The organism is Nocardioides maradonensis (genome assembly GCF_054777115.1).
In genome coordinates, this window is record NZ_BAAHAZ010000005.1 from 129237 (window position 1) to 150142 (window position 20906).

The 20906-nt window shown below is 72.4% G+C and carries 16 protein-coding genes; 6 read left to right on the plus strand and 10 right to left on the minus strand.

Annotated elements, in window-relative coordinates:
• Positions 1 to 74: 74 nt before the first annotated feature.
• From ACYVAQ_RS07360 to ACYVAQ_RS07405, 10 genes are all read right to left on the minus strand, one after another.
• Positions 75 to 809 carry an SDR family oxidoreductase gene (locus tag ACYVAQ_RS07360; RefSeq protein ID WP_460787862.1) on the minus strand — a complete coding sequence of 245 codons (735 nt, stop codon included), beginning with the start codon at positions 807 to 809 and terminating at the stop codon, positions 75 to 77.
• Position 810: 1 nt separating this feature from the next.
• Positions 811 to 1644 (minus strand): bifunctional allantoicase/(S)-ureidoglycine aminohydrolase, encoded by an 834-nt coding sequence (locus ACYVAQ_RS07365; protein WP_460787863.1) that lies wholly within the window; start codon positions 1642 to 1644, stop codon positions 811 to 813.
• Positions 1641 to 2981 carry an allantoinase AllB gene (gene allB, locus ACYVAQ_RS07370; RefSeq protein WP_460787864.1) on the minus strand — a complete coding sequence of 447 codons (1341 nt, stop codon included), beginning with the start codon at positions 2979 to 2981 and terminating at the stop codon, positions 1641 to 1643. Before allB ends, ACYVAQ_RS07365 begins: the two co-directional genes overlap by 4 nt.
• Positions 2982 to 3065: 84 nt before the next feature.
• Complete coding sequence (locus tag ACYVAQ_RS07375) at positions 3066 to 3923, minus strand: fumarylacetoacetate hydrolase family protein (RefSeq protein ID WP_460787865.1); 858 nt, start codon at positions 3921 to 3923, stop codon at positions 3066 to 3068.
• Positions 3920 to 5053 carry a glycerate kinase gene (locus tag ACYVAQ_RS07380; protein WP_460787866.1) on the minus strand — a complete coding sequence of 378 codons (1134 nt, stop codon included), beginning with the start codon at positions 5051 to 5053 and terminating at the stop codon, positions 3920 to 3922. Before ACYVAQ_RS07380 ends, ACYVAQ_RS07375 begins: the two co-directional genes overlap by 4 nt.
• 10 nt (positions 5054 to 5063) lie before the next feature.
• The gene (gene gcl / locus ACYVAQ_RS07385; protein WP_460787867.1) at positions 5064 to 6839 is read right to left on the minus strand and encodes a glyoxylate carboligase; all 1776 of its coding nucleotides are present in this window, start codon (positions 6837 to 6839) and stop codon (positions 5064 to 5066) included.
• 1 nt (position 6840) lies between these two features.
• Entirely contained in the window at positions 6841 to 7743 is a 903-nt protein-coding gene (locus ACYVAQ_RS07390) for a 2-hydroxy-3-oxopropionate reductase (RefSeq protein ID WP_460787868.1), read from the minus strand.
• A gap of 22 nt (positions 7744 to 7765) precedes the next feature.
• Positions 7766 to 8587: a hydroxypyruvate isomerase family protein gene (locus ACYVAQ_RS07395; protein ID WP_460787869.1), complete on the minus strand. Its 822-nt coding sequence runs from the start codon at positions 8585 to 8587 to the stop codon at positions 7766 to 7768.
• 202 nt (positions 8588 to 8789) lie between these two features.
• A complete protein-coding gene (locus ACYVAQ_RS07400) occupies positions 8790 to 10361 on the minus strand; it encodes an NCS1 family nucleobase:cation symporter-1 (protein WP_460787870.1) in 1572 nt (523 codons plus the stop codon).
• Positions 10362 to 10426: 65 nt separating this feature from the next.
• Positions 10427 to 11149 carry an aspartate/glutamate racemase family protein gene (locus tag ACYVAQ_RS07405; protein ID WP_460787871.1) on the minus strand — a complete coding sequence of 241 codons (723 nt, stop codon included), beginning with the start codon at positions 11147 to 11149 and terminating at the stop codon, positions 10427 to 10429.
• A 171-nt stretch (positions 11150 to 11320) separates the two neighbouring features.
• On the opposite strand from ACYVAQ_RS07405, the gene ACYVAQ_RS07410 reads away from it, so the two are divergent.
• The 6 genes from ACYVAQ_RS07410 (at position 11321) to ACYVAQ_RS07435 (ending at position 20836) form a co-directional block, all read left to right on the plus strand.
• Positions 11321 to 12853 carry a PucR family transcriptional regulator gene (locus ACYVAQ_RS07410; protein WP_460787872.1) on the plus strand — a complete coding sequence of 511 codons (1533 nt, stop codon included), beginning with the start codon at positions 11321 to 11323 and terminating at the stop codon, positions 12851 to 12853.
• Positions 12854 to 13001: 148 nt separating this feature from the next.
• The gene (gene uraD, locus ACYVAQ_RS07415; RefSeq protein WP_460787873.1) at positions 13002 to 14918 is read left to right on the plus strand and encodes a 2-oxo-4-hydroxy-4-carboxy-5-ureidoimidazoline decarboxylase; all 1917 of its coding nucleotides are present in this window, start codon (positions 13002 to 13004) and stop codon (positions 14916 to 14918) included.
• Positions 14915 to 16396: a xanthine dehydrogenase small subunit gene (locus tag ACYVAQ_RS07420; RefSeq protein WP_460787874.1), complete on the plus strand. Its 1482-nt coding sequence runs from the start codon at positions 14915 to 14917 to the stop codon at positions 16394 to 16396. The genes uraD and ACYVAQ_RS07420 overlap by 4 nt, the downstream gene beginning before the upstream one ends.
• Entirely contained in the window at positions 16393 to 18699 is a 2307-nt protein-coding gene (xdhB, locus tag ACYVAQ_RS07425; RefSeq protein ID WP_460787875.1) for a xanthine dehydrogenase molybdopterin binding subunit, read from the plus strand. The genes ACYVAQ_RS07420 and xdhB overlap by 4 nt, the downstream gene beginning before the upstream one ends.
• The gene (gene xdhC, locus ACYVAQ_RS07430; RefSeq protein ID WP_460787876.1) at positions 18696 to 19535 is read left to right on the plus strand and encodes a xanthine dehydrogenase accessory protein XdhC; all 840 of its coding nucleotides are present in this window, start codon (positions 18696 to 18698) and stop codon (positions 19533 to 19535) included. The genes xdhB and xdhC overlap by 4 nt, the downstream gene beginning before the upstream one ends.
• On the plus strand, positions 19532 to 20836 hold the full coding sequence (locus ACYVAQ_RS07435) for a guanine deaminase (protein WP_460787877.1): 1305 nt from the start codon (positions 19532 to 19534) through the stop codon (positions 20834 to 20836). Before xdhC ends, ACYVAQ_RS07435 begins: the two co-directional genes overlap by 4 nt.
• Positions 20837 to 20906: the final 70 nt, after the last annotated feature.

Consider the following 20906-nt stretch of genomic DNA (forward strand, 5'->3'; position numbering starts at 1 on the left):
ACCACACTGACCGGCTGGCAGCACGTTCGGTTCCGAATCCGCCCAACTCCGCAGACCAACGCTCCGGCGGGCGCTCAGCCCCGGCCGGCGTACGGCATGCCGGTCGCCATGATCGTGAGGAACGGGACGTTGACCTCGAGCGGGAGGGCGGCCATCGCGACGACGGCATCGGCGACGTGGCGGGGGTCGAAGGTCGGCTCGGGGCGCAGCGAGCCGTCCGCCTGGCGGGCACCCCGGGCGATGCCGGCGGTCATCTCGGTGGCGGCGTTGCCGACGTCGATCTGGCCCACGGCGATGCCGTGCGCCCGGCCGTCCAGGGCGAGCGACTTGGTGAGGCCGGTGATGGCGTGCTTGCTGGCGGTGTACGCCGCGCTGCCCGGCCGCGGGGTGTGGGCCGAGATCGAGCCGTTGTTGACGATCCGCCCACCCGGCGGCGACTGCGCCTTCATCCGCGCGAAGGCAGCGCGGGCACAGAGGAAGGAGCCGGTCAGGTTGACCGCCACCGTGTCGAGCCACTCCTCCACGGGGATCTCGTCGACGTCGCCGGACACCCCGAAGCGGCCGGCGTTGTTGACGAGCAGGTCGACCCTCCCCCAGCGCTCGTCGACCGCGGCGAAGGCTGCCTCGACCTGCGCCGGGTCGGTGACGTCGGTCGGCAGCACCAGCGCGTCGGCGATGCTGCCCGCGACCTCCGACAGCGAGGAACGGGTGCGGCCGAGCAGCGCGACGGCGTACCCCGCCTCGCCGAGGGCCTCGGCGACGACGCGGCCCAGGCCCGACCCGGCACCGGTGACGACCGCGACGGGCATGTCAGAGCAGCTGGCGGCTGAGGGTCGCGTGCCGGTTGACGTCCTTGTAGAGCAGGTAGCGGAACCGCCCCGGGCCACCGGCGTAGCAGGCCTGCGGGCAGAAGGCGCGCAGCCACATGAAGTCGCCCTCCTGCACCTCGACCCAGTCCTTGTTGAGCAGGTAGACCGCCTTGCCCTCGAGCACGTAGAGCCCGTGCTCCATCACGTGCGTCTCCGGGAACGGGATCGCGCCGCCGGGTTCGAAGTTGACGATGTTGACGTGCATGTCGTGCCGCACGTCGTCGGGGTCCACGAAGCGCTGGGTGGTCCACGCGCCGTCGGTGCCGGGCATCTCGCGGCCGACGACATCGGTCTCGTTGGTGACGAACGGCTCCGGTACGTCGATGCCCTCGACCCGCTGGTAGGCCTTGCGGATCCAGTGGAAGCGCGCCGCCTCGGAGGTGCCGTTGCGCAGGGTCCAGGTGCAGCCCGGCGGCAGGAAGGCGTAGCCACCCGGGCCGAGCTCGTGGGTGTCCTCCCCGATGGTGAGGGTCAGGCTGCCGTCGACCACGAAGAGCACGCCCTCGGCGCCCGGGTCCGTCTCCGGCCGGTCGCTGCCGCCGCCCGGCGACACCTCGACGATGTACTGCGAGAAGGTCTCCGCGAACCCCGACAGCGGCCGGGCGATGACCCAGAGCCGGGTGTCGTCCCAGAAGGGCAGCCGGCTGGTGACGATGTCGGTCATCGTGCGGCGCGGCAGGACGGCGTACGCCTCGGTGAAGACGGAGCGATCGGTGGTCAGCTCCGTCTGCCCGGGAAGGCCGCCGGTGGGTGCGTAGTAGCGCGGGGGGTTCATGCTCCTCCTCGGGTCAGCAGCCGGCCGCGGGGCTCGGCGTCCAGGTCGATCTGCCGACCACGCAGCCAGGTGGACCGGACGACGCCCGCGAGCGGTCGGCCGTGGTACGGCGTCACCGCATTCTTGTGGTGCAGCTTGTGGACGTCGACGACGAAGGCCTCGTCGGGCGCGAGGACGCAGAAGTCGGCGTCGTACCCGAGGTCGATCCGGCCCTTGTGCCGCATCCCGGTCTGGGCCGCGGGCGCCTGGCTCATCCACCGCGAGACGTCGCAGAGGGTGAACCCGCGACGCCGGGCCTCGGTCCAGACCGCGGAGAGGCCGAGCTGGAGCGAGGAGATGCCACCCCAGGCGACACCGAAGTCGCCGGTGTCGAAGCACTTGAGGTCGACGGTCGACGGCGAGTGGTCGGTGACGACGAGGTCGATGACACCGTTGCGCAGCCCCTCCCAGAGCAGCTCACGGTTCTCGGCCTCGCGGATCGGCGGGCAGCACTTGTACTGCGTGCCGCCGTCGGGGATCTCCTCGGCCGCGAAGGTCAGGTAGTGCGGGCAGGTCTCGGCGGTGATCTGGACGCCCTCGCGCTTGGCCGACGCGAGCATCGCGAGCACGTCCGAGCTGGAGACGTGCAGCACGTGCACCCGGCAGCCGGTCCAGCGCGCCAGCTCGATGACCTGCGCGACGGCGAGGTTCTCGGCACCGCGCGGACGGCTGCGGAGGAAGGCGTCGTAGTGCTCGCCCTGGGCGCTCGGCGCCCGCTCGATCGCGTGGTCGTCCTCGGCGTGCACGATCAACAGCCCGCCGAAGGAGCGGATCTCGCGCATGGCGGCCTCGAGCTGCGCCGGGTCCAGCGGGGGGAACTCGTCGACGCCCGAGTGCAGCAGGAAGCACTTGAAACCGAAGACGCCTGCGTCGTGCAGCCCGCGCAGCTCCGGGACGTTGCCGGGGATCGCACCGCCCCAGAAGCCGACGTCGACGTACGCCTGGCTCTCGGCGGTCTTGCGCTTGACCTCCAGCGCCGGGGCGTCGCAGGTCGGCGGGATGCTGTTGAGCGGCATGTCGACGATCGTGGTGACACCGCCGGCGGCCGCGGCCCGCGTGGCGCTCGCGAATCCCTCCCAGTCGGTGCGGCCGGGGTCGTTCACGTGCACGTGCGAGTCGACGACGCCCGGCATCAGCACCACGTCGTCGTCGAGGTCGACGTTCTCGGCGCCGGTGAGGCCCGCGTCGTAGGGCTCCAGGGCGACGATCCGGCCGTCCCGTACGCCGACGCACCGGTCGACCTCGCCGGCGTGGGTCACGATCCGCTTCGCACGGATCACGAGGTCCAGGTCGGTCATCCCGCTCGCCCCCTTCCGCTGGTTTTCCACATGTCGGAACAAAGATTTTGACTAGAGGAAAAGTAGTCTGCGTGTCCTCCGGCGTCAAGCATGCCGCTGCACCACCGGGGTCCGCTGCCGACCGAGCCCCGCGACCTCGAGCTCGACCACCTGACCGGCCCGCAGGAAGGGCTTCGGCTCGGGCCGTCCCATCGCGACCCCACCCGGGGTGCCGGTGAGCACGACGTCGCCGGGCTCGAGGGTCATCAGCGCCGAGATCGCGCACAGCAGCTCGGCCACGCCGAAGGCCATCGTCTTCGTCGAGCCCGACTGCCGCAGGTCGCCGTCCACCCACAGCTGGAGCACGACGCCCTGCGGGTCGGGGAGGTCGTCGGGCGTGACGAGCCACGGACCGAGCGGCAGGAAGGTGTCGCAGCACTTGCCCTTGGTCCAGGTCGGACCGGCTGCCGCGAGGGCGCGCTCGGTGATGTCGTTCGCCGCGACGTAGCCGGCGACGGCCGCCAGGGCGACCTCCGGGTCCGCGCAGCCCCGCAGCCGGCGTCCCACGACGACCGCCAGCTCGACCTCGTGGTCGGTGGCCTCGCTACCGGGCGGCAGCTCGACGGCGTCGTACGGGCCGCAGATGCTGGAGGACGGCTTGAGGAACATGACCGGCGACTCCGGCAGCGGTACGCCGGCCTCGGCCGCGTGGTCGCGGTAGTTGAGCCCGATGCCGACGACCTTGCCGGGCCGCGCGACGGGGGCGCCGACCCTCGCACCGGGCTCGACCTCGGGCAGGTCGCCGGCCGCGAGGGCCCGGCGTACCTCGGCCAGGGCGTCGGGCGCCGCCAGCGTGAGCGGGTCGATGTCGGCTAGCACCGACGACAGGTCGCGCAGCGCGCCGTCGTCGTCGAGCACCGCCGGCCGCTCGCGGCCGGGCGGGCCCACACGCAGCAACCTCATGCGTTCTCCTTGACGGTCAGGTGCTCGGCGGCGATCTGCGCGCCGAGCCGTTCGAGCAGCGGCCCACCGTCGGTGAGGCACCGCTGGAGGTCGGGTTCGACGTCGGTCAGCGCGTACGCCGCACCGATGCCTGCCGCACGGAGGCGGGCGTCGTCGAGGTGGTTGACGCCGCACACCGCGACGACGGGTACGCCGGCAGCGCGGGCCGCCGCCGCCACGCCGGCGGGCGCCTTGCCGTGCAGGGTCTGCTCGTCGAGGGCGCCCTCGCCGGTGACGACGAGGTCGGCGTCGGCGAGCGCCGAGCGGAAGCCGACGAGGTCGAGGACCAGGTCGATCCCGGGGTGCAGACGGGCACCGAGCAGGGCCAGCGCGGCGAAGCCGACACCGCCCGCGGCGCCGGCGCCCGGCACGTCGCGGTGGTCGTCACCGGTCGCCCGAGCGACGACGTCGGCGAAGTGGCCGAGGGCGTCGTCGAGGAGCCGGACCTGGTCGGGGTCCGCACCCTTCTGCGGTCCGTACGTCGCTGCCGCGCCGACCGGCCCGATGAGCGGGTTGTCCACGTCGCAGGCCACGACCACGTCGACACCGGCGAGCCGGGTCGCGAGCGGCTCGAGGTCGACCGCGGCCAGGTCGGCCAGCGCGGCGCCACCCTCCGGCAGGTCCGCGCCCGCCGCGTCGAGCAGGCGGGCGCCGAGCGCGGCGACCATGCCGGCACCGCCGTCGGTGCTCGCGCTGCCGCCGATGCCGAGCACGACCCGCGTGCAGCCGGCCTCCAGCGCCGCGGCGACGACCTCGCCGACGCCACGGCTGCTCGCGGTCAGCGGTGCGGGGCCGCCGGGCAGGCGCACGAGCCCGCAGGCGTCGGCCAGCTCCACGAGCGCCACCTCGCCACGCCGGGCGTAGCCGGTGGCGACCGGGTCCCCGGTGGGACCGGTCGCGATCACCGGGACGAACGCGAAGCCGGCTGCCACGGCGGCCGCGAGGGTGCCGTCACCGCCGTCCGCGACCGGGACGGCGACGACGTCGGCATCGGGCCGCGTGCGACGTACCCCCGCACCGACCGCCTCGGCGACCTGGGCGGCGGTCAGCGACCCCTTGAACTTGTCGGAGGCGATCAGGACGGTGGGCATCCCGCCCGCCTCAGTCGAGGAGGGCGATGGCCGTCGGGGCGTCCTCACCGCGCTCGGCGAGCTGCTCGAACTCGACGACGTTGTCGATCTCGGTGCCCATCGAGACGTTCGTGACCCGCTGGAGGATCACCTCGACCACGACCGGCACGCGGTACTCCGCAGCGAGGCCCTTGGCCTTCTCGAACGCCGCGCCCAGGTCGGCGGGGTCCGTCACCCGGACGGCCTTGCAGCCGAGGCCCTCGACCACCTTGACGTGGTCGACGCCGTAGCCGCCGACCTCGGGGCTGTTGACGTTGTCGAAGGACAGCTGGACGCAGTAGTCCATCTCGAACCCGCGCTGGGCCTGACGGATCAGGCCGAGGTAGGAGTTGTTCACCACGACGTGGATGTAGGGGATGTTGAACTGCGCCCCGACGGCCAGCTCCTCGAGCAGGAACTGGAAGTCGTAGTCGCCGGAGAGCGCGACGACCTGCCCTTCGGGGTCGGCGGTCGCGACGCCGAGCGCGGCGGGCAGCGTCCAGCCCAGCGGGCCGGCCTGGCCGGCGTTGATCCAGTGCCGGGGCTTGAACACGTGCAGCAGCTGCGCGGCCTGGATCTGGGAGAGGCCGATGGTGGTGACGTAGCGGGTCTCCGGGCCGAACGCGCGGTTCATCTCCTGGTAGACACGCTGCGGCTTGATCGGAACCTCGTCGAAGCTGGTACGCCGCTGCAGCGACTGCTTGCGCTCTCGGCACTCCTGCGCCCAGGCCGAGCGGTCGGGCAGCCGCCCGTCGGCGGCCCACTCCTTCGCGACCTCGACGAACACCTCGAGCGCCGCCTTCGCGTCGGACACGATCGAGTAGTCCGGCGCGAACACCCGGCCGATCTGGGTCGGCTCGACGTCGACGTGGGTGAAGGTGCGGCCCTCGGTGTAGGTCTCGACCGAGCCGGTGTGCCGGTTGGCCCAGCGGTTGCCGATGCCGAGCACGTGGTCGGCGGCCAGCATCGTGGCGTTGCCGTACCGGTGCGAGGTCTGCAGGCCGACCATGCCCGCCATCAGCGGGTGGTCGTCAGGGATCGTGCCCCAGCCCATCAGGGTGGGCACGACGGGCACGCCGGTGACCTCGGCCAGCTCGACGAGCAGGTCGGCCGCGTCGGCGTTGATGACGCCGCCGCCGGAGACGATCAGCGGCCGCTCGGCGTCGACGAGCAGCTGCAGGGCCCGCTCGGCCTGGGCGCGGGTCGCCGTCGGACGAGCCACCGGCAGCGGCTCGTAGGTGTCGATGTCGAACTCGATCTCGGCGAGCTGGACGTCGATCGGGAGGTCGATGAGGACCGGCCCCGGACGTCCCTCACGCATCAGCTGGAACGCCTTCTGGAAGGTGCCCGGCACCTGCGCCGGCTCCATCACCGTGACCGCCATCTTGGTGAGCGGACGGGCGATGGCGGCGATGTCGACGGCCTGGAAGTCCTCCTTGTGCAGCTTCGCCACCGGCGCCTGGCCGGTGATGCAGAGGATCGGGATGGAGTCGGCCGAGGCCGAGTAGAGACCCGTGATCATGTCGGTGCCGGCAGGCCCCGACGTACCGATGCAGACGCCGATGTTGCCGGCCGCGGCCCGGGTGTAGCCCTCGGCCATGTGCGAGGCGGCCTCGACGTGCCGGGCGAGGACGTGCTTGAGCCTGCCGTGCTTGCGCATCGCGCTGTAGAACGGGTTGATCGCAGCGCCCGGCAGGCCGAAGAGCTGCGTGGCGCCCTCCTTCTCCAGGATCAGGACCGCGGCGTCGACCGCGCGCATCCGTGCCATGTCAGTTCTCCTCGTGGTTCGTGTCGGTGGACCGGCCGCTGAGGCGCTCGACGCCACGCAGCAGGCCGGAGTGGTCGAGGCCGCCGTCGCCGTTGACGCGGGCGCTGGCCATCAGCTGGGCGACGAGCGAGCCGAGCGGTACGACGACACCCGCCTCACGCGCCGCGGCCGTGACGATGCCGAGGTCCTTGTGGTGCAGCTCGATGCGGAAGCCCGGCTGGAAGGAGCGGGTCAGCATGTTGGTCTTCTTCTGGGTGAGCACGGCCGAGCCGGCCAGCCCGCCACCGAGCACCTCGAGGGCGGCCTCCGTGTCGACGCCGTACGCCTCCAGGAAGACGACCGCCTCGGACAGGGCCTGGATGTTCGCCGCCACGATCAGCTGGTTGGCCGCCTTCACGGTCTGGCCGGCACCGCTGGGTCCGACGTGCACGATGGTCTTCCCGACGGCCTCGAGGACCGGCTGCGCCTCGGCGAAGTCCTCCGCCGAGCCGCCGACCATGATCGAGAGCGCGGCGTTCTTGGCGCCCGCCTCGCCTCCGGAGACCGGGGCGTCGAGGAGCCGGAGGCCCCGCTCGGTGGCCTGGGCCGCGAGCGCAGTGGTGACATCGGGGCGGATGCTGGAGAAGTCGATGACCAGCGTGCCGGGCTTGGCGCTGTCGAAGACGCCGCCGTCACCGGCCAGGACCCGCTCGACGTCGGGCGAGTCCGGCACCATCACGCACACGACGCTCGCGTCGGCGACGGCGTCCTGGATCGAGTCGGCGGCGCGGCCGCCGGCCGCGACCAGCGCGGCGGTCTTGTCCGGGGTGCGGTTGTAGCCGGCGACGGTGTGGCCGGCCTCGGCGAGGTGGACGGCCATCGGGCTGCCCATGATGCCCAGGCCGATGAAGGCGATGTTCGTCATCGGAGGAGTCCTTTCGGGGTGGTCAGTGCGTGGCCGCGCCGGCGCCGCGGCGCTCGCGGGGCAGCCAGTCGAAGCTGTCGGTGGTCGTGGTGGCCGGCTTGTACTCCAGGCCGACCCAGCCGGCGTACCCGCCGGCCTCGAGGGCGGCGAGCTGCCGGTCGAGCGGGAGGGATCCGGTGCCGGGCTCGTTGCGGCCGGGGGCGTCGGCGATCTGCACGTGGGCGACCCGGTCGGCGTGGGCGGCGATGACGGCGTCGACGTCGTCGCCGTTGACGGCCAGGTGGTAGAGGTCCGCGAGCAGGCCGATATTCGGCTCGCCGGCGCGGTCGATCACGGCCAGGGCGTCGGCCGCGGTGAGGAGCGGGTAGCGCTCGGCGCCGCTGACCGGCTCGACCAGGACGGTGCCGCCGATCCGGGCGGCGGCGCGGGCCGCGAGCGCCAGGTTCTCCGCGCCGAGCTCGTCCTGGGCGGCCGCAACGACACCCTCGACACGGTTGCCGTAGAGCGCGTTGAAGGCCCGGCAGCCGAGCCGCTCGCCGATGCCGACCGTGACGTCGATGTTGGCGCGGAACTCGGCGGACCGCTCCGGCCAGGACACCAGGCCGCGGTCGCCGGCCGGCATGTCGCCGGCCGCGAAGTTCAGGCCGACGAGCTGGACCCCGGCGTCCTCGATCGCGGCCACGAACGCGTCGACCTCAGCGTCGGACGGCACCGCGTCGGCGAAGGGCCACCAGAACTCGACGCCGTCGAAGCCGGCCGCCTTGGCGGCCGCGGGCCGCTCGAGCAGTGGGAGCTCGGTGAACAGGATCGAGCAGTTGACCTCGTAGCGGAGCGAGTGGCTCATCGACGCTGCCTTTCGAATCGACTTCCATAATACGGAAACTAGTTTCTGAATGATGGAACGAGCGTAGGAGGTGACCCGGCTCACGTCAAGGGCCGGATCGCGCCGGGATGTCCGCGCCGGAGACGCCGCGGCCCCGTGACGCCGGAGGCGCACGGGGCCGCGGGTGGAGCCGGTCCTGCGGACGACCGGGCTCCCGGAGGGGTCAGGCGCGGAGCTTGCTCAGCACCAGGGGGCGGGTCGCCGCGCCGGAGACGTTGTTGCGCCGGGCGATGAGCGTGTAGAGGATCAGGCCGGCGAACATCCCGACGAACCACGAGTAGTTGGGCAGCCAGGAGACCACGTCGAAGAGCTTCGGCACGACGACCGATCCGAGCGAGACCGCGCCGGCGAGGACCACCGCGATCACGGCCGAGGGGTTGTAGCCCTTCGAGTAGTAGTAGGTGCCGTCCTCGTCGAGGGTGTAGAGGTCGTCGACGATGATCGTCTGCTCACGGATCAGGTAGTAGTCGGCGATCAGGATCCCGAACAGCGGGCCGATCAGGCCGCCGAGCAGGCCCAGGGTCCAGAAGATCGCGTCCGGGTTGTCGTACCAGTTCCACGGCGTCACCAGCACCGAGCCGATCGCTGCGATCATGCCGCCCATCCGCCACGAGATCTTCTGCGGCGCGACGTGGCTGAAGTCGAACGCCGGGCTGATGAAGTTGGCCACGATGTTGATGCCGACGGTGGCGGTCACGAACGTGATGCCGCCCAGGACGATCGCGAAGGTGTTGTCGAGCCGGTTGACGGTCTCGATCGGGTCGGTGATCAGCGTGCCGTAGATGGGCAGCGTCGCGGAGGCCGTGAGCACCGTCAGGAGCGAGAAGATGATGAAGTTGATCGGCAGGCCCCAGAAGTTGCCCTTCTTGACCTCGCTGAAGCTCCGGGCGTAGCGGGAGAAGTCGCCGAAGTTGAGCATCGGGCCGGAGAAGTAGGCGACGACGGTGGCCACGGCGGCGCAGAGCGTCCAGACCAGCGGCCACCCGGAGAGGGAGACCGTGGACAGGTTGAGGTCGATGTTGAAGTCGGCCTTGAAGAGCATGTAGACGCACATCGCGAGCATCACGACGTACACGGCCGGGCCGGCGAAGTCGATGAACTTCTTGATCATCTCCATGCCTCGCCAGAACAACAGGCCCTGCAGGACCCACAGGATCGCGTACGACGCGTAGCCCAGCGGCGACAGCCCGAGGAACGAGTGCTGGGTGACGTCGGCCCACTCCGCCAGGCCCGGCCAGAGCCGGACGAAGACGATGTTCAGGGACTCGGCGGCCAGGAACGTCTGCACGCCGTACCAGGCGACGGCGATGAGGCCGCGGATGATCGCGGGGATGTTCGCACCCAGCACGCCGAACGAGGCCCGGCTCGTGACCGGGTACGGAACGCCCGCCGCCTGACTGGGCTTTGCGACCAGGTTGACGAAGTACTGCACGATGCAGATGCCGACGATGAGGCAGAGGAAGACCTGCCAGGCCGCCAGGCCGAGGGCGAAGAGGGCACCCATCGTGAGGTAGCCGCCGACGCTGTGCACGTCGGACATCCAGAACGCGAAGATGTTGTACTGCCGCCAGTTCTGGCGGGCCAGCGGCGCCAGGTCCTCGTTCGTGAGCCGGTCGGCGTACCCCGGCTTGATGACGGAGTCACCGGCGACGCCGTGGTGCATCTCGCGGTCGTCGAGACGTTGCAGGTGGGGGCCGGCCAGCGTCGGCTCGGCGGCGTCAGAGGTCAGGTCCATGTCATGTCTCCGAAGGTGGTGAAGGGGGTGCTGGTGGTGGGGCGGACGGGCCGTTCGGTCCAGGGTCAGGACCGCAACGGCCAGCCGGACACCCGCTTCCGCCGGGGCGGGGCGTAGGTGCGTGTCTTGCTGGTGGTCAGCCCGAGTCCGACCAGGCTCTCGGCGAGCTTCACGGCGGCGCGGACGCCGTCGACGACGGGGACGCCGGTCGCGCCGCGGACCGCGTCGTCGAGGCCGGCCATGCCGCCGCAGCCCAGGCAGATGACCTCGGCCCGGTCCTCGGTGACGGCGCGTTCCGCCTCGGCGACGATCCGCTTCACGGCGCGACCGGGGTCCTCCTCGAGCTCGAGGACGCCCAGCCCGCTGGAGCGGACCGAGGCGCAGCGGGCGCTCAGCCCGGCGAGCACGAGGCGGTCCTCGATCAGCGGGACGGTGCGGTCGAGGGTCGTCACGACCGAGTAGCTGCGCCCGATCAGGCACGCGACGTGCGCGGCCGCCTCGGTGATGTCGACGACCGGGACGTCGAGCAGCTCCTGCAGGCCCTCGCGGCCGTGCTCACCGAAGCCCGCTTGGACCACGGCGTCGTAGTCGCCCTCGTAGCGGGTGACCGCATCCATCACGCCGACCGCGGCGAGGTAGCTGTCGACGTTGCCCTCGGCTGACTCCGGTCCGAAGGTCGGGGTGAGCCCGACCACCTCGGTGCCCGGGGCCGCGACGGCCCGCGCGGAGGCCACGATGGCCTCCGTCATGGAGCTCGTGGTGTTGACGTTGACGACGAGGATCTTCATCGATCTCTTTCCGTATAATGGAAACGGTTTTCCGAATGTCAGGAGTGTGATCGCCCTCACTCGGCGTCGTCAAGAGTTGGAGGTTCATTGGAATGAGTACAGAAAACGGGCACGGATCGGGGCCGCGGACTGTAGATTCATCCAAACGGCCGATGGTGTGAGGAGGCCCCGGTGCTCGTCGCTGACCTCCTCGCCACGCCCCACCTCGACCTGCGCCTGCGCTACGAGGCGCCCGGCGGTCTGCAGCGCACCGTCGGCCGGGTCGCCACGACCGCGCTGCTCGAGCCCGGCGACTACCTGGCGGGCAGCGAGCTGGTCCTGACCGAGCTCGCGTGGCGACGTACGCCGGAGGACAGCGCGACGTTCGTCCGGTCGATCGCCGAGCGCGGGGTCACCACCCTGATCTCCGGTACGGCGCTGTTCGGGCCGGCCCCCGACGACCTGGTGGAGGCCTGCCGGGCCCATGCTGTCACGCTGATCGAGGTGCCGTCCGGCACCACCTTCGTCGACGTCACCGAGCACCTCGCCGGCGTCGAGGCGGCCGAGGGGGGCGACCGGCTCTCGGCCGGCCTCGTCCGTCAGCGCGAGCTGCTCGCCTCGCTGGCCACCGGACGCACGCTGCCCGAGATCGTGGGCCGGGTGGCGCGGGAGATCGGCCACCCGTGCCGCGTGCTCACCCCGACCGGGCGCTTCGTGGTGGGCGGCGACCCGGAGCTCGACGACGCGACGGTGGACGCGGTCGTCCACCGCTACCTGACGACCAACCTGCTGCCGGCAGTCGTGGCGGTCGACGGGGCGACGTACAGCATCTTCGCGGTGGGTTCGGGGCTCGGGCAGCGGCTGACCGGCTGGATGCTCGTCGTCGACGGCGACCACCACGAGTGGCCGCGCGAGCACACCGACGCCATCGCCGACCTCGGCGCGATCGTGGCGCTGGACCGCACCCGGCGCGACGAGCACGTCCGGGCCGTGCGCCCGGTCGCCGCCGAGGTGCTCGGCCTGGTGGAGTCGGGCGCACCCAGCCCGGAGGTCGCGAGCCGGCTGCGTCAGGCGGGCATGGATCCCGAGCTCCCGGTCGTGGTGCTGGCCGCCCACCTCGGCGGGCTGACCGACGAGGCGGCGACGACCCTGGTCGAGGACGTGGTGCTCACGCTCGGCCCGCCGTTCGTCGTCCCGGCGCACGACGGCCCGATCGTCGCCCTGCTGCCCGCCCACCCGGATCCCGTCGCGCGGGTCCGCGCCGCCTTCGGGCGGCTCGCGGCCGGCATCGCCCGCGACGACCGCGTGGCCGTGGGGCTCAGCGGCGCCACTCCCCTCACCGCGCTGTCGGGCGCGCTGGACGAGGCCCGCTTCGCGGCCCGCTCGGCCCGGGCGGGCGGCAGCCGGGTCTCGGTGCTCGGCTCGGAGGAGGTGACCTCGCACGTGATGCTGCTGGCAGCGGTGCCCGACGACGTACGCCGGGCCTACGCGCTGCGCCTGCTGGGCACGCTGGTCGACCACGACGAGCGCACCGGCGGGGACCTGGTCGAGACGCTGCGGACCTTCCTCGCGTGCTCCGGCTCGTGGACCCGCACCGCCGAGACGCTGCACCTGCACGTGAACACGGTCCGCTACCGGATCGAGCGCGTCCAGGAGCTCACCGGACGCGACCTCGGGCGCTTCGACGACCGGGTCGACGTCTACCTGGCCCTCGGCTCGCTCTGAGCGACCCACCGCCTTGTGTGATCACACGAAGGGGGGCGGCGATGGCCGGTGATCTTCGGAGGTTCGGAGGGTGCCGGGGCGACCGGCGACGGACGGATGCTGTGAACCGGGTCACCTCCCGACCCGTGAGCCCCGAGGAAGGTCCGCGATGAAGAAGATCTCGCCCGCCACCGGCCGCCGGCCGAGCCACCCGGTCGACGAGGTGCTGCCGATCCCGAAGCTCGCGGTCTACGGCCTGCAGCACGTGCTCGCGTTCTACGCCGGCGCGGTCATCGTGCCCATCCTGCTGGCGAGCGCGATCGGGCTGAGCACGCCGCAGCTGATCCACCTGATCAACGCGGACCTGTTCACCTGCGGCATCGCCTCGATCATCCAGTCGGTCGGGTTCTGGAAGGTCGGCGTACGCCTCCCGCTGCTGCAGGGCGTCACCTTCACCGCCGTCTCGCCGATGATCGCGATCGGGATGGCCGCGGGCGGCGGCACCGACGGCCTGCTCGTCATCTACGGCTCGGTGATCGTCGCGGGCCTCGCGACCTTCCTCGTCGCACCCTGGTTCAGCCGGCTCATCAAGTTCTTCCCGCCGGTCGTCACCGGCTCGGTGATCACCATCATCGGCCTGGCGCTGCTGCCCGTCGCGGCCGCCGACGCGACCGGTGGCGCCGGCCCCACCTCGGACCCGGGGAGCGGCCGCAACATGGCCTACGCGATCGGCACGCTCGCGCTGATCGTCGTGATCCAGCGCGTGTTCAAGGGCTTCCTCGCCACCATCGCCGTCCTCGTCGGCCTGGTCGCCGGCACCCTGGTCGCCTGGGCCTTCGGCGACGCGCACTTCAGCTCGGTCGGCGACGCCTCGTGGGCCGGCGTGACCACGCCGTTCTACTTCGGCTGGCCGCAGTTCTCCGTGGCCGCGATCATCTCGATGGTCGTCGTCATGATGATCACCGCCGTCGAGACCACCGGCGACGTCTTCGCCACGGGTGAGATCGTCGACAAGCGCGTCGGCCGCGAGGACATCGCCCGGGCGCTCCGGGCCGACGGGCTCGCCACGACCATCGGCGGTGTCCTGAACTCGTTCCCCTACACCTGCTTCGCCGAGAACGTCGGCCTGGTGCGGCTGACCCGCGTCAAGAGCCGGTACGTCGTCGCCACGGCCGGCCTGTTCATGGTCCTGATCGGGCTCGTGCCGAAGGCCGGAGCGGTCGTCGCGGGCATCCCCGCCCCGGTGCTGGGCGGCGCCGCCCTGGCGATGTTCGCCACCGTCGCGGTCGTGGGCTTTCAGACCCTGACCAAGGTCGACTTCCACGACCACCGCAACGTGGTGATCGTGGCGACCAGCGTCGGCCTGGCCATGTACGTCACCGCCGAGCCGGGCGTCGCCGACGCGGTGCCGCACTGGGCGCGGATCATCTTCGGCAGCGGGATCACCCTGGGCTCGATCACCGCCATCGTGCTGAACGTCGTGTTCCACCACCTCGGCACCGACTTCGGCCCCGCGGTCGCCGGCCAGCCGGGCAACGCGGTGCGGCTCGACCAGGTCAACCAGATGAGCCGCGAGGAGTTCGTGCAGACCTTCGCCGGCCTGTTCCAGGGCCCGCGCTGGATGGTCGAGGGTGCGTGGGACCAGCGGCCGTTCGCCGACACCCACGCGCTGCGCCGGGCCTTCCAGGAGTCGCTGTTCGCCGGGTCGACCGAGCGGCAGCGCGAGCTGATCGAGGCCTACCCGCAGCTCGGCTCCGTGGCCGACGGCCTCACCGGTGCCGCGTCGCTGCGCGACCAGTCCACCCGGGGCCTCACCACCCTCGCCGAGACCGAGCAGGAGGCGCTGGCCGCGGTCACCGAGGCCTACCGCGAGCGCTTCGGGTTCCCGCTGGTGATCTCGGTGCGCGACGCCGACTCCTTCGGCCGGATCCTCGAGCAGGGCCGCGAACGGCTCGGCAACTGCGCCACGCAGGAGCACGCGGCCGCCCTCATCGAGATCGCGAAGATCGCCGGTCACCGGTTCGACGACTTCCTGTCAGAGGCCAATCCGATCCACACCGCACGCAGCAGGAAGGTGACCTCGTGACGACCGCACCGACCACCGCCACCAGCCCCGTGGTCCAGGTCAACGGCGCCCCCGCCGACCTGACCGGCGTACCTCCGCACACCACGGCGCTCGACTGGCTGCGCGAGCGCGGCCTGACCGGCGCCAAGGAGGGGTGTGCCGAGGGCGAGTGCGGTGCGTGCTCGATCCTGGTCGCCCGGCCGGGCACCGACGCCGCCACCGAGTGGACCGCGATCAACGCCTGCCTGGTGCCGGTGGCGGCGCTCGACGGCCAGGAGGTCGTCACCGCCGAGGGCCTCGGCGACAGCGCGCACCTGCACCCGGTGCAGTCCGAGCTCGCGGTGCGGGGCGGGTCGCAGTGCGGCTACTGCACGCCGGGGTTCGTGTGCAGCATGGCGGCGGAGTACTACCGGCCGGGCCGGGGGTCGAGCGGCGGCGACGAGGAAGCCGACCACGCCGAGCACGGCCCGAACGGCTTCGACCTGCACGCGCTCAGCGGCAACCTGTGCCGGTGCACCGGCTACCGGCCGATCCGCGACGCGGCGTACGCCCTCGGCACGCCGGGCGAGGACGACGTGTTCGCCCGGCGCTGCGGGGCGCCTGCACCGGAGCCGCGGCCGACCCGGCTCGAGCTCGGCGGTGCCGAGTTCGTGCGTCCCGCGACGCTGACCGAGGCACTCACGCTGCTCGCCGACGACCCCGACGCGCAGGTCGTCGCCGGCTCCACCGACTGGGGCGTCGAGGTCAACCTGCGTGGCGCCCGGGCCCGCCGGGTGGTCGCGATCGACCGGCTGGCCGAGCTGCGCGAGCTCGAGCGCACCGCCGACGAGATCCGCATCGGGGCCGCCCTGTCGCTGACCGAGGTCGAGCGCCGGCTGGACGGCAGCGTGCCGCTGCTGTCGGCGCTGTTCCCCCAGTTCGCGTCGCGGCTGATCCGCAACGGCGCCACCCTCGGCGGCAACCTCGGCACCGGCTCCCCCATCGGCGACTCCCCGCCGGCCCTGCTCGCGCTGGACGCGCGGGTCGTGCTCACCTCGCTGCGTGGCGACCGGGAGGTGCCGCTGGCGGACTACTTCACGGGGTACCGCACCACCGTGAAGGAGCCCGACGAGCTGATCCGCGCGGTGGTCGTGCCGCTGCCGCTGGCGCGGATCTCGGCGTTCCACAAGATCGCGAAACGCCGCTTCGACGACATCTCCAGCGTCGCCGTGGGCTACGCGATCGACGTCGTCGACGGCGTCGTGCGCCGGGCCCGGATCGGCCTCGGCGGAGTGGCCGCCACGCCGTTGCGGGCCACCGTCACCGAGGACGCCCTGATCGGCCGCCCGTGGACCGAGGCCACGGTGCGAGCCGCCGCCGCCGTGATGGCCACGGAGGGCACCCCGATGGACGACCACCGCGCGAGCGCGTCGTACCGCTCGGCGATGCTGGGCCAGTCCCTGCTGCGCCTGTACGCCGAGAGCACCGACCACCCCGAGCAGCAGGAGGTGCCGGCATGAGTGCCCTGTCCCAGCGGCCCGAGAACCCGACCGTCGGGCTGTCGCTGAACCACGAGAGCGCGGCCCTGCACGTGACCGGCGCCGCGCTCTACACCGACGACCTGGTGGTGCGCACCCGCGACGTGCTGCACGCGTGGCCGGTCCAGGCGCCGCACGCCCACGCGCGGGTCCGCGAGCTGCGGGTCGAGCCCGCGCTCGCCGTACCGGGCGTGGTGCGGGTGCTCACCGCCGCGGACGTGCCCGGGGTCAACGACGCCGGGATCAAGCACGACGAGCCGCTGTTCCCCACCGAGGTGATGTTCCACGGGCACGCCGTGTGCTGGGTGCTCGGCGAGACGCTCGAGGCGGCACGGCTCGGGGCCGAGGCGGTCGTCGTGCAGTACGAGCAGCTGCCGGCGCTCGTCACCGTCCACGAGGCCATCGCGGCCGGCAGCTTCCAGGGCACGCCCCGGCGACTCGAGCGCGGTGACGTCGACGCGGCGTTCGCCACGGCGGCGCACGTGTTCGAGGGCGACTTCGACTTCGCCGGGCAGGAGCACTTCTACCTGGAGACGCACGCCGCGCTGGCGCTGGTCGACGAGGCCGGCCAGCTGTTCGTGCAGAGCAGCACCCAGCACCCGTCGGAGACGCAGGAGATCGTCGCGCACGTCCTCGGGCTGGCCAGCCACGAGGTGACGGTGCAGTGCCTGCGGATGGGGGGCGCGTTCGGCGGCAAGGAGATGCAGCCGCACGGGTACGCCGCGATCGCGGCCCTCGGCGCGCGGCTCACCGGCCGCCCGGTGCGGCTGCGGCTGAACCGCACCCAGGACATCACCATGTCCGGGAAGCGGCACGGCTTCGCGTCGACGTGGAAGGTCGGCTTCGACGCCGACGGCCACCTCGTCGCTCTCGCGGCCACGCTGACCGCCGACGGCGGCTGGAGCCTGGACCTGTCCGAGCCCGTGCTCGCCCGGGCCCTGTGCCACATCGACAACGCCTACTGGATCCCGAACCTGCGGGTCCACGGGCGGATCGCGCGCACCAACAAGACCTCGCAGACCGCGTTCCGCGGATTCGGCGGGCCGCAGGGGATGCTCGTGATCGAGGACGTCCTCGGCCGGTGCGCGCCGCTGCTCGGCGTCGACCCGCGCGAGCTGCGCCGGCGCAACTTCTACCGCGACCGCGACACCACGCCGTACGGACAGCCGGTCCGGCACGCCGAGCGGCTCGAGGCCTGCTGGAGCGGCGTGCTCACCTCCGGTCAGGTGGAGCGACGGGTCGCGGAGATCGCCGCATTCAACGCTGCGCATCCACACCGCAAGCGGGGTCTCGGGATGACGCCGGTCAAGTTCGGCATCTCGTTCAACCTGACCGCCTTCAACCAGGCGGGTGCCCTGGTGCACGTCTACAAGGACGGCTCGGTGCTCATCAACCACGGCGGCACCGAGATGGGGCAGGGCCTGCACACCAAGATGCTGCAGGTGGCCGCCACCGCCCTCGGCGTACCGATCGAGCGGGTGCGGCTCGCGCCCACCCGCACCGACAAGGTGCCGAACACCTCGGCCACCGCCGCGAGCTCCGGCGCCGACCTCAACGGCGCAGCGATCAAGAACGCCTGCGAGCAGATCACCGCACGGCTCGCGGAGGTCGAGGGTGGGTCGGCGATGTCCTGGGAGGAGCTGGTCAACGCGGCGTACTTCCAGCGGATCCAGCTGTGGGCCGCCGGTTTCTACAAGACCGAGGGCCTGCACTGGGACGCCGCCGCGATGCGCGGCGAGCCGTTCAAGTACTTCGCGTACGGCGTCGCCGCGACCGAGGTCGAGGTCGACGGATTCACCGGTGCCTACGAGGTACGCCGGGTCGACATCGTCCACGACGTCGGCGACAGCCTGAGCCCACTCGTCGACATCGGCCAGATCGAGGGCGGCTTCGTCCAGGGCGCCGGCTGGCTGACGCTGGAGGACCTGCGCTGGGACGAGGGCGACGGCCCGCGTCGCGGCCGGCTGGCGACCCAGTCGGCGAGCACCTACAAGCTGCCCAGCCTCTCCGAGATGCCCGGCGTCTTCAACGTGTCCCTGCTGGAGAAGGCGCACGAGGACGGCGCCGTCTACGGCTCGAAGGCGGTGGGCGAGCCGCCGCTGATGCTGGCCTTCTCGGTGCGCGAGGCGCTGCGCGAGGCCGCGGCGGCCTTCGGCCCTCCCGGCACCAGCGTCGACCTGGCCTCACCGGCCACGCCGGAGGCGGTCTACTGGGCGCTCGAGGCCGCCCGCTCCGCCGTACCTGCCGAGGTGCCGGCGCGCGAGCCCGAGGAGGTCCGGTCGTGACCACCTGGCTGGACGCCGCCCGCCGCCTGCGCGAGCAGCGCACCGCGGGTGTGCTGTGCACCGTGACCGCCGTGCGCGGCCACGCCCCCCGCGAGGCGGGGGCGAAGATGGTGGTCTCCGCCGAACGCGCCTGGGGGACGGTCGGCGGAGGCAACCTCGAGGCCGTGGCGGTCGAGCGGATGCGGCAGATGCTCGCCGACGGCGCCACGGAGCCGGTCACCTTCGAGATGGCGCTGTCCGACAAGGCGCCGTACCAGCACGGCGTGCAGTGCTGTGGCGGCGAGGTCACCCTGCTGCTCGAGCCGCTGCCCGTCGTACCCGCCGTCGCGATCTTCGGCGCCGGTCACGTCGGGCTCGAGCTCGCCCGGATCCTCGCCCGGCACGACCTCGAGCTGCACCTGGTCGACTCGCGGGCCGAGCAGCTGACGCCGGAGGTGCTCGCGTGTCTCGACGACGCGGTGGCGAGCGTGCACGTGCACCAGGTGCCGGTGCTGCCCGAGCTCGTCATCGGCGAGCTGCCGGCCGGCAGCCACCTGCTGGTGATGACCCACGACCACGCCGAGGACATCGCCCTGTGCGACGCCGCCCTGCGCGACGGACGCGCCGCGAGCATCGGCCTGATCGGCTCGTCGGCCAAGTGGACGCGCTTCCGCAAGCAGCTCGCCGAGCAGGGCCACTCCCCCGCGACCATCGCCCGGATCACCACGCCCATCGGGCTTCCCGGGCTCACCGGCAAGGAGCCCGCCACGATCGCCGTCGGGGTGGCTGCCCAGCTGCTGCAGCTGTTCGCCGCCGAACGACCGACCGCCGCCCGACGACCCGAGGTCACCGCATGACGCTCTTCCGAGGCACCTTCCTCGACACCCCGACCGACCCGTTCCACGGCGGCACGCTGCGGGTGGCCCCCGACGCCGGGCTCCTGGTCCGCGACGGGGTCGTCACCGAGCGCGGCTCGTACGCCGCGCTGCGGCGCAGCCACCCCGACGAGGAGGTCGTCGACCTCGGCGAGGGCCTGGTGCTGCCGGGCTTCGTCGACACGCACGTGCACTTCCCGCAGGTGCGGGTCATCGGTGGGCTCGGCATGCCGCTGCTCGACTGGCTCGACCGCTGCGCCCTCCCCGAGGAGGCGCGCATGCACGAGGCGGCGTACGCCGGGGCGGTGGCCGCCGAGTTCGTCCGCGGGCTCGCCTCCGCCGGCACCACGAGCGCGCTGGTCTTCGGCGCGCACTACGCCTCGGCGGTCGACCTGCTGTTCCAGGAGGCGTCGCGGTCCGGGCTGCGGATCACCAGCGGCCTGGTCGTGAGCGACCGCGGGCTCCGCGAGGACCTGCTCACCACCCCGGCCCGCGCCCACGAGGAGTCGCTCACCCTGGCCGACCGCTGGCACGGCGTCGGGCACAACCGGTACGCCGTGACCCCGCGCTTCGCCCTCTCCTGCACCGACGAGCTGCTCGCCGCGTGCGGTGCGGTGGTGGCGGAGGTGCCGGGTGCGCTGTTCACCTCGCACGTCAACGAGAACCCGCGCGAGATCGAGGAGGTGGGCCGGCTCTGCGGCACGCACTACGTCGGGTCCTACGACCGGCACGGGCTGTGCGGCCCGCACAGCGTGCTCGCCCACGACGTGCACCCGACCGACCCCGAGCTGGAGCTGCTCGCGGCCCGGCGTACCTCCGTCGCGCACTGCCCGACCAGCAACGCCGCCCTCGGCAGCGGGCTGTTCCCGCTCGCGCGGCACCTGGCCCACGGCGTACCGGTGGCGCTGGGGTCGGACGTCGGCGCCGGCACCGGCTTCTCGCTGCTCAAGGAGGGGCTGCAGGCGTACTTCGTGCAGCAGCTCCTCGGACCGGACGGCCACCCGCTCGGCCCGGCCCACCTGCTGCACCTGGCGACCTCGGCCGGGGCCGCCGCCCTGGGCCTGGACGAGGTGGGCGACTTCTCGGTGGGCCGGCGCTTCGACGCGGTCTGGCTGCGGCCGGCCGCCGGCACCCCGCTCGCCGCAGGTCTCGAGCACGCGGTCGACGGCGAGCAGGCCCTGGCCCGGGCGTTCGCGCTCGGCACGCCCGCCGACGTCGCCGGGGTCTGGGTGGACGGCCGCCCGATCGCAACGTCCTCGGACGACCTCGAGCTGGCCCGCTGAGCCTCCCCCTCCGCGAGTTGCCAGTTGTGGTCGACCGAAACCCGGGTTTCGGTCGACCACAACTGGCAAC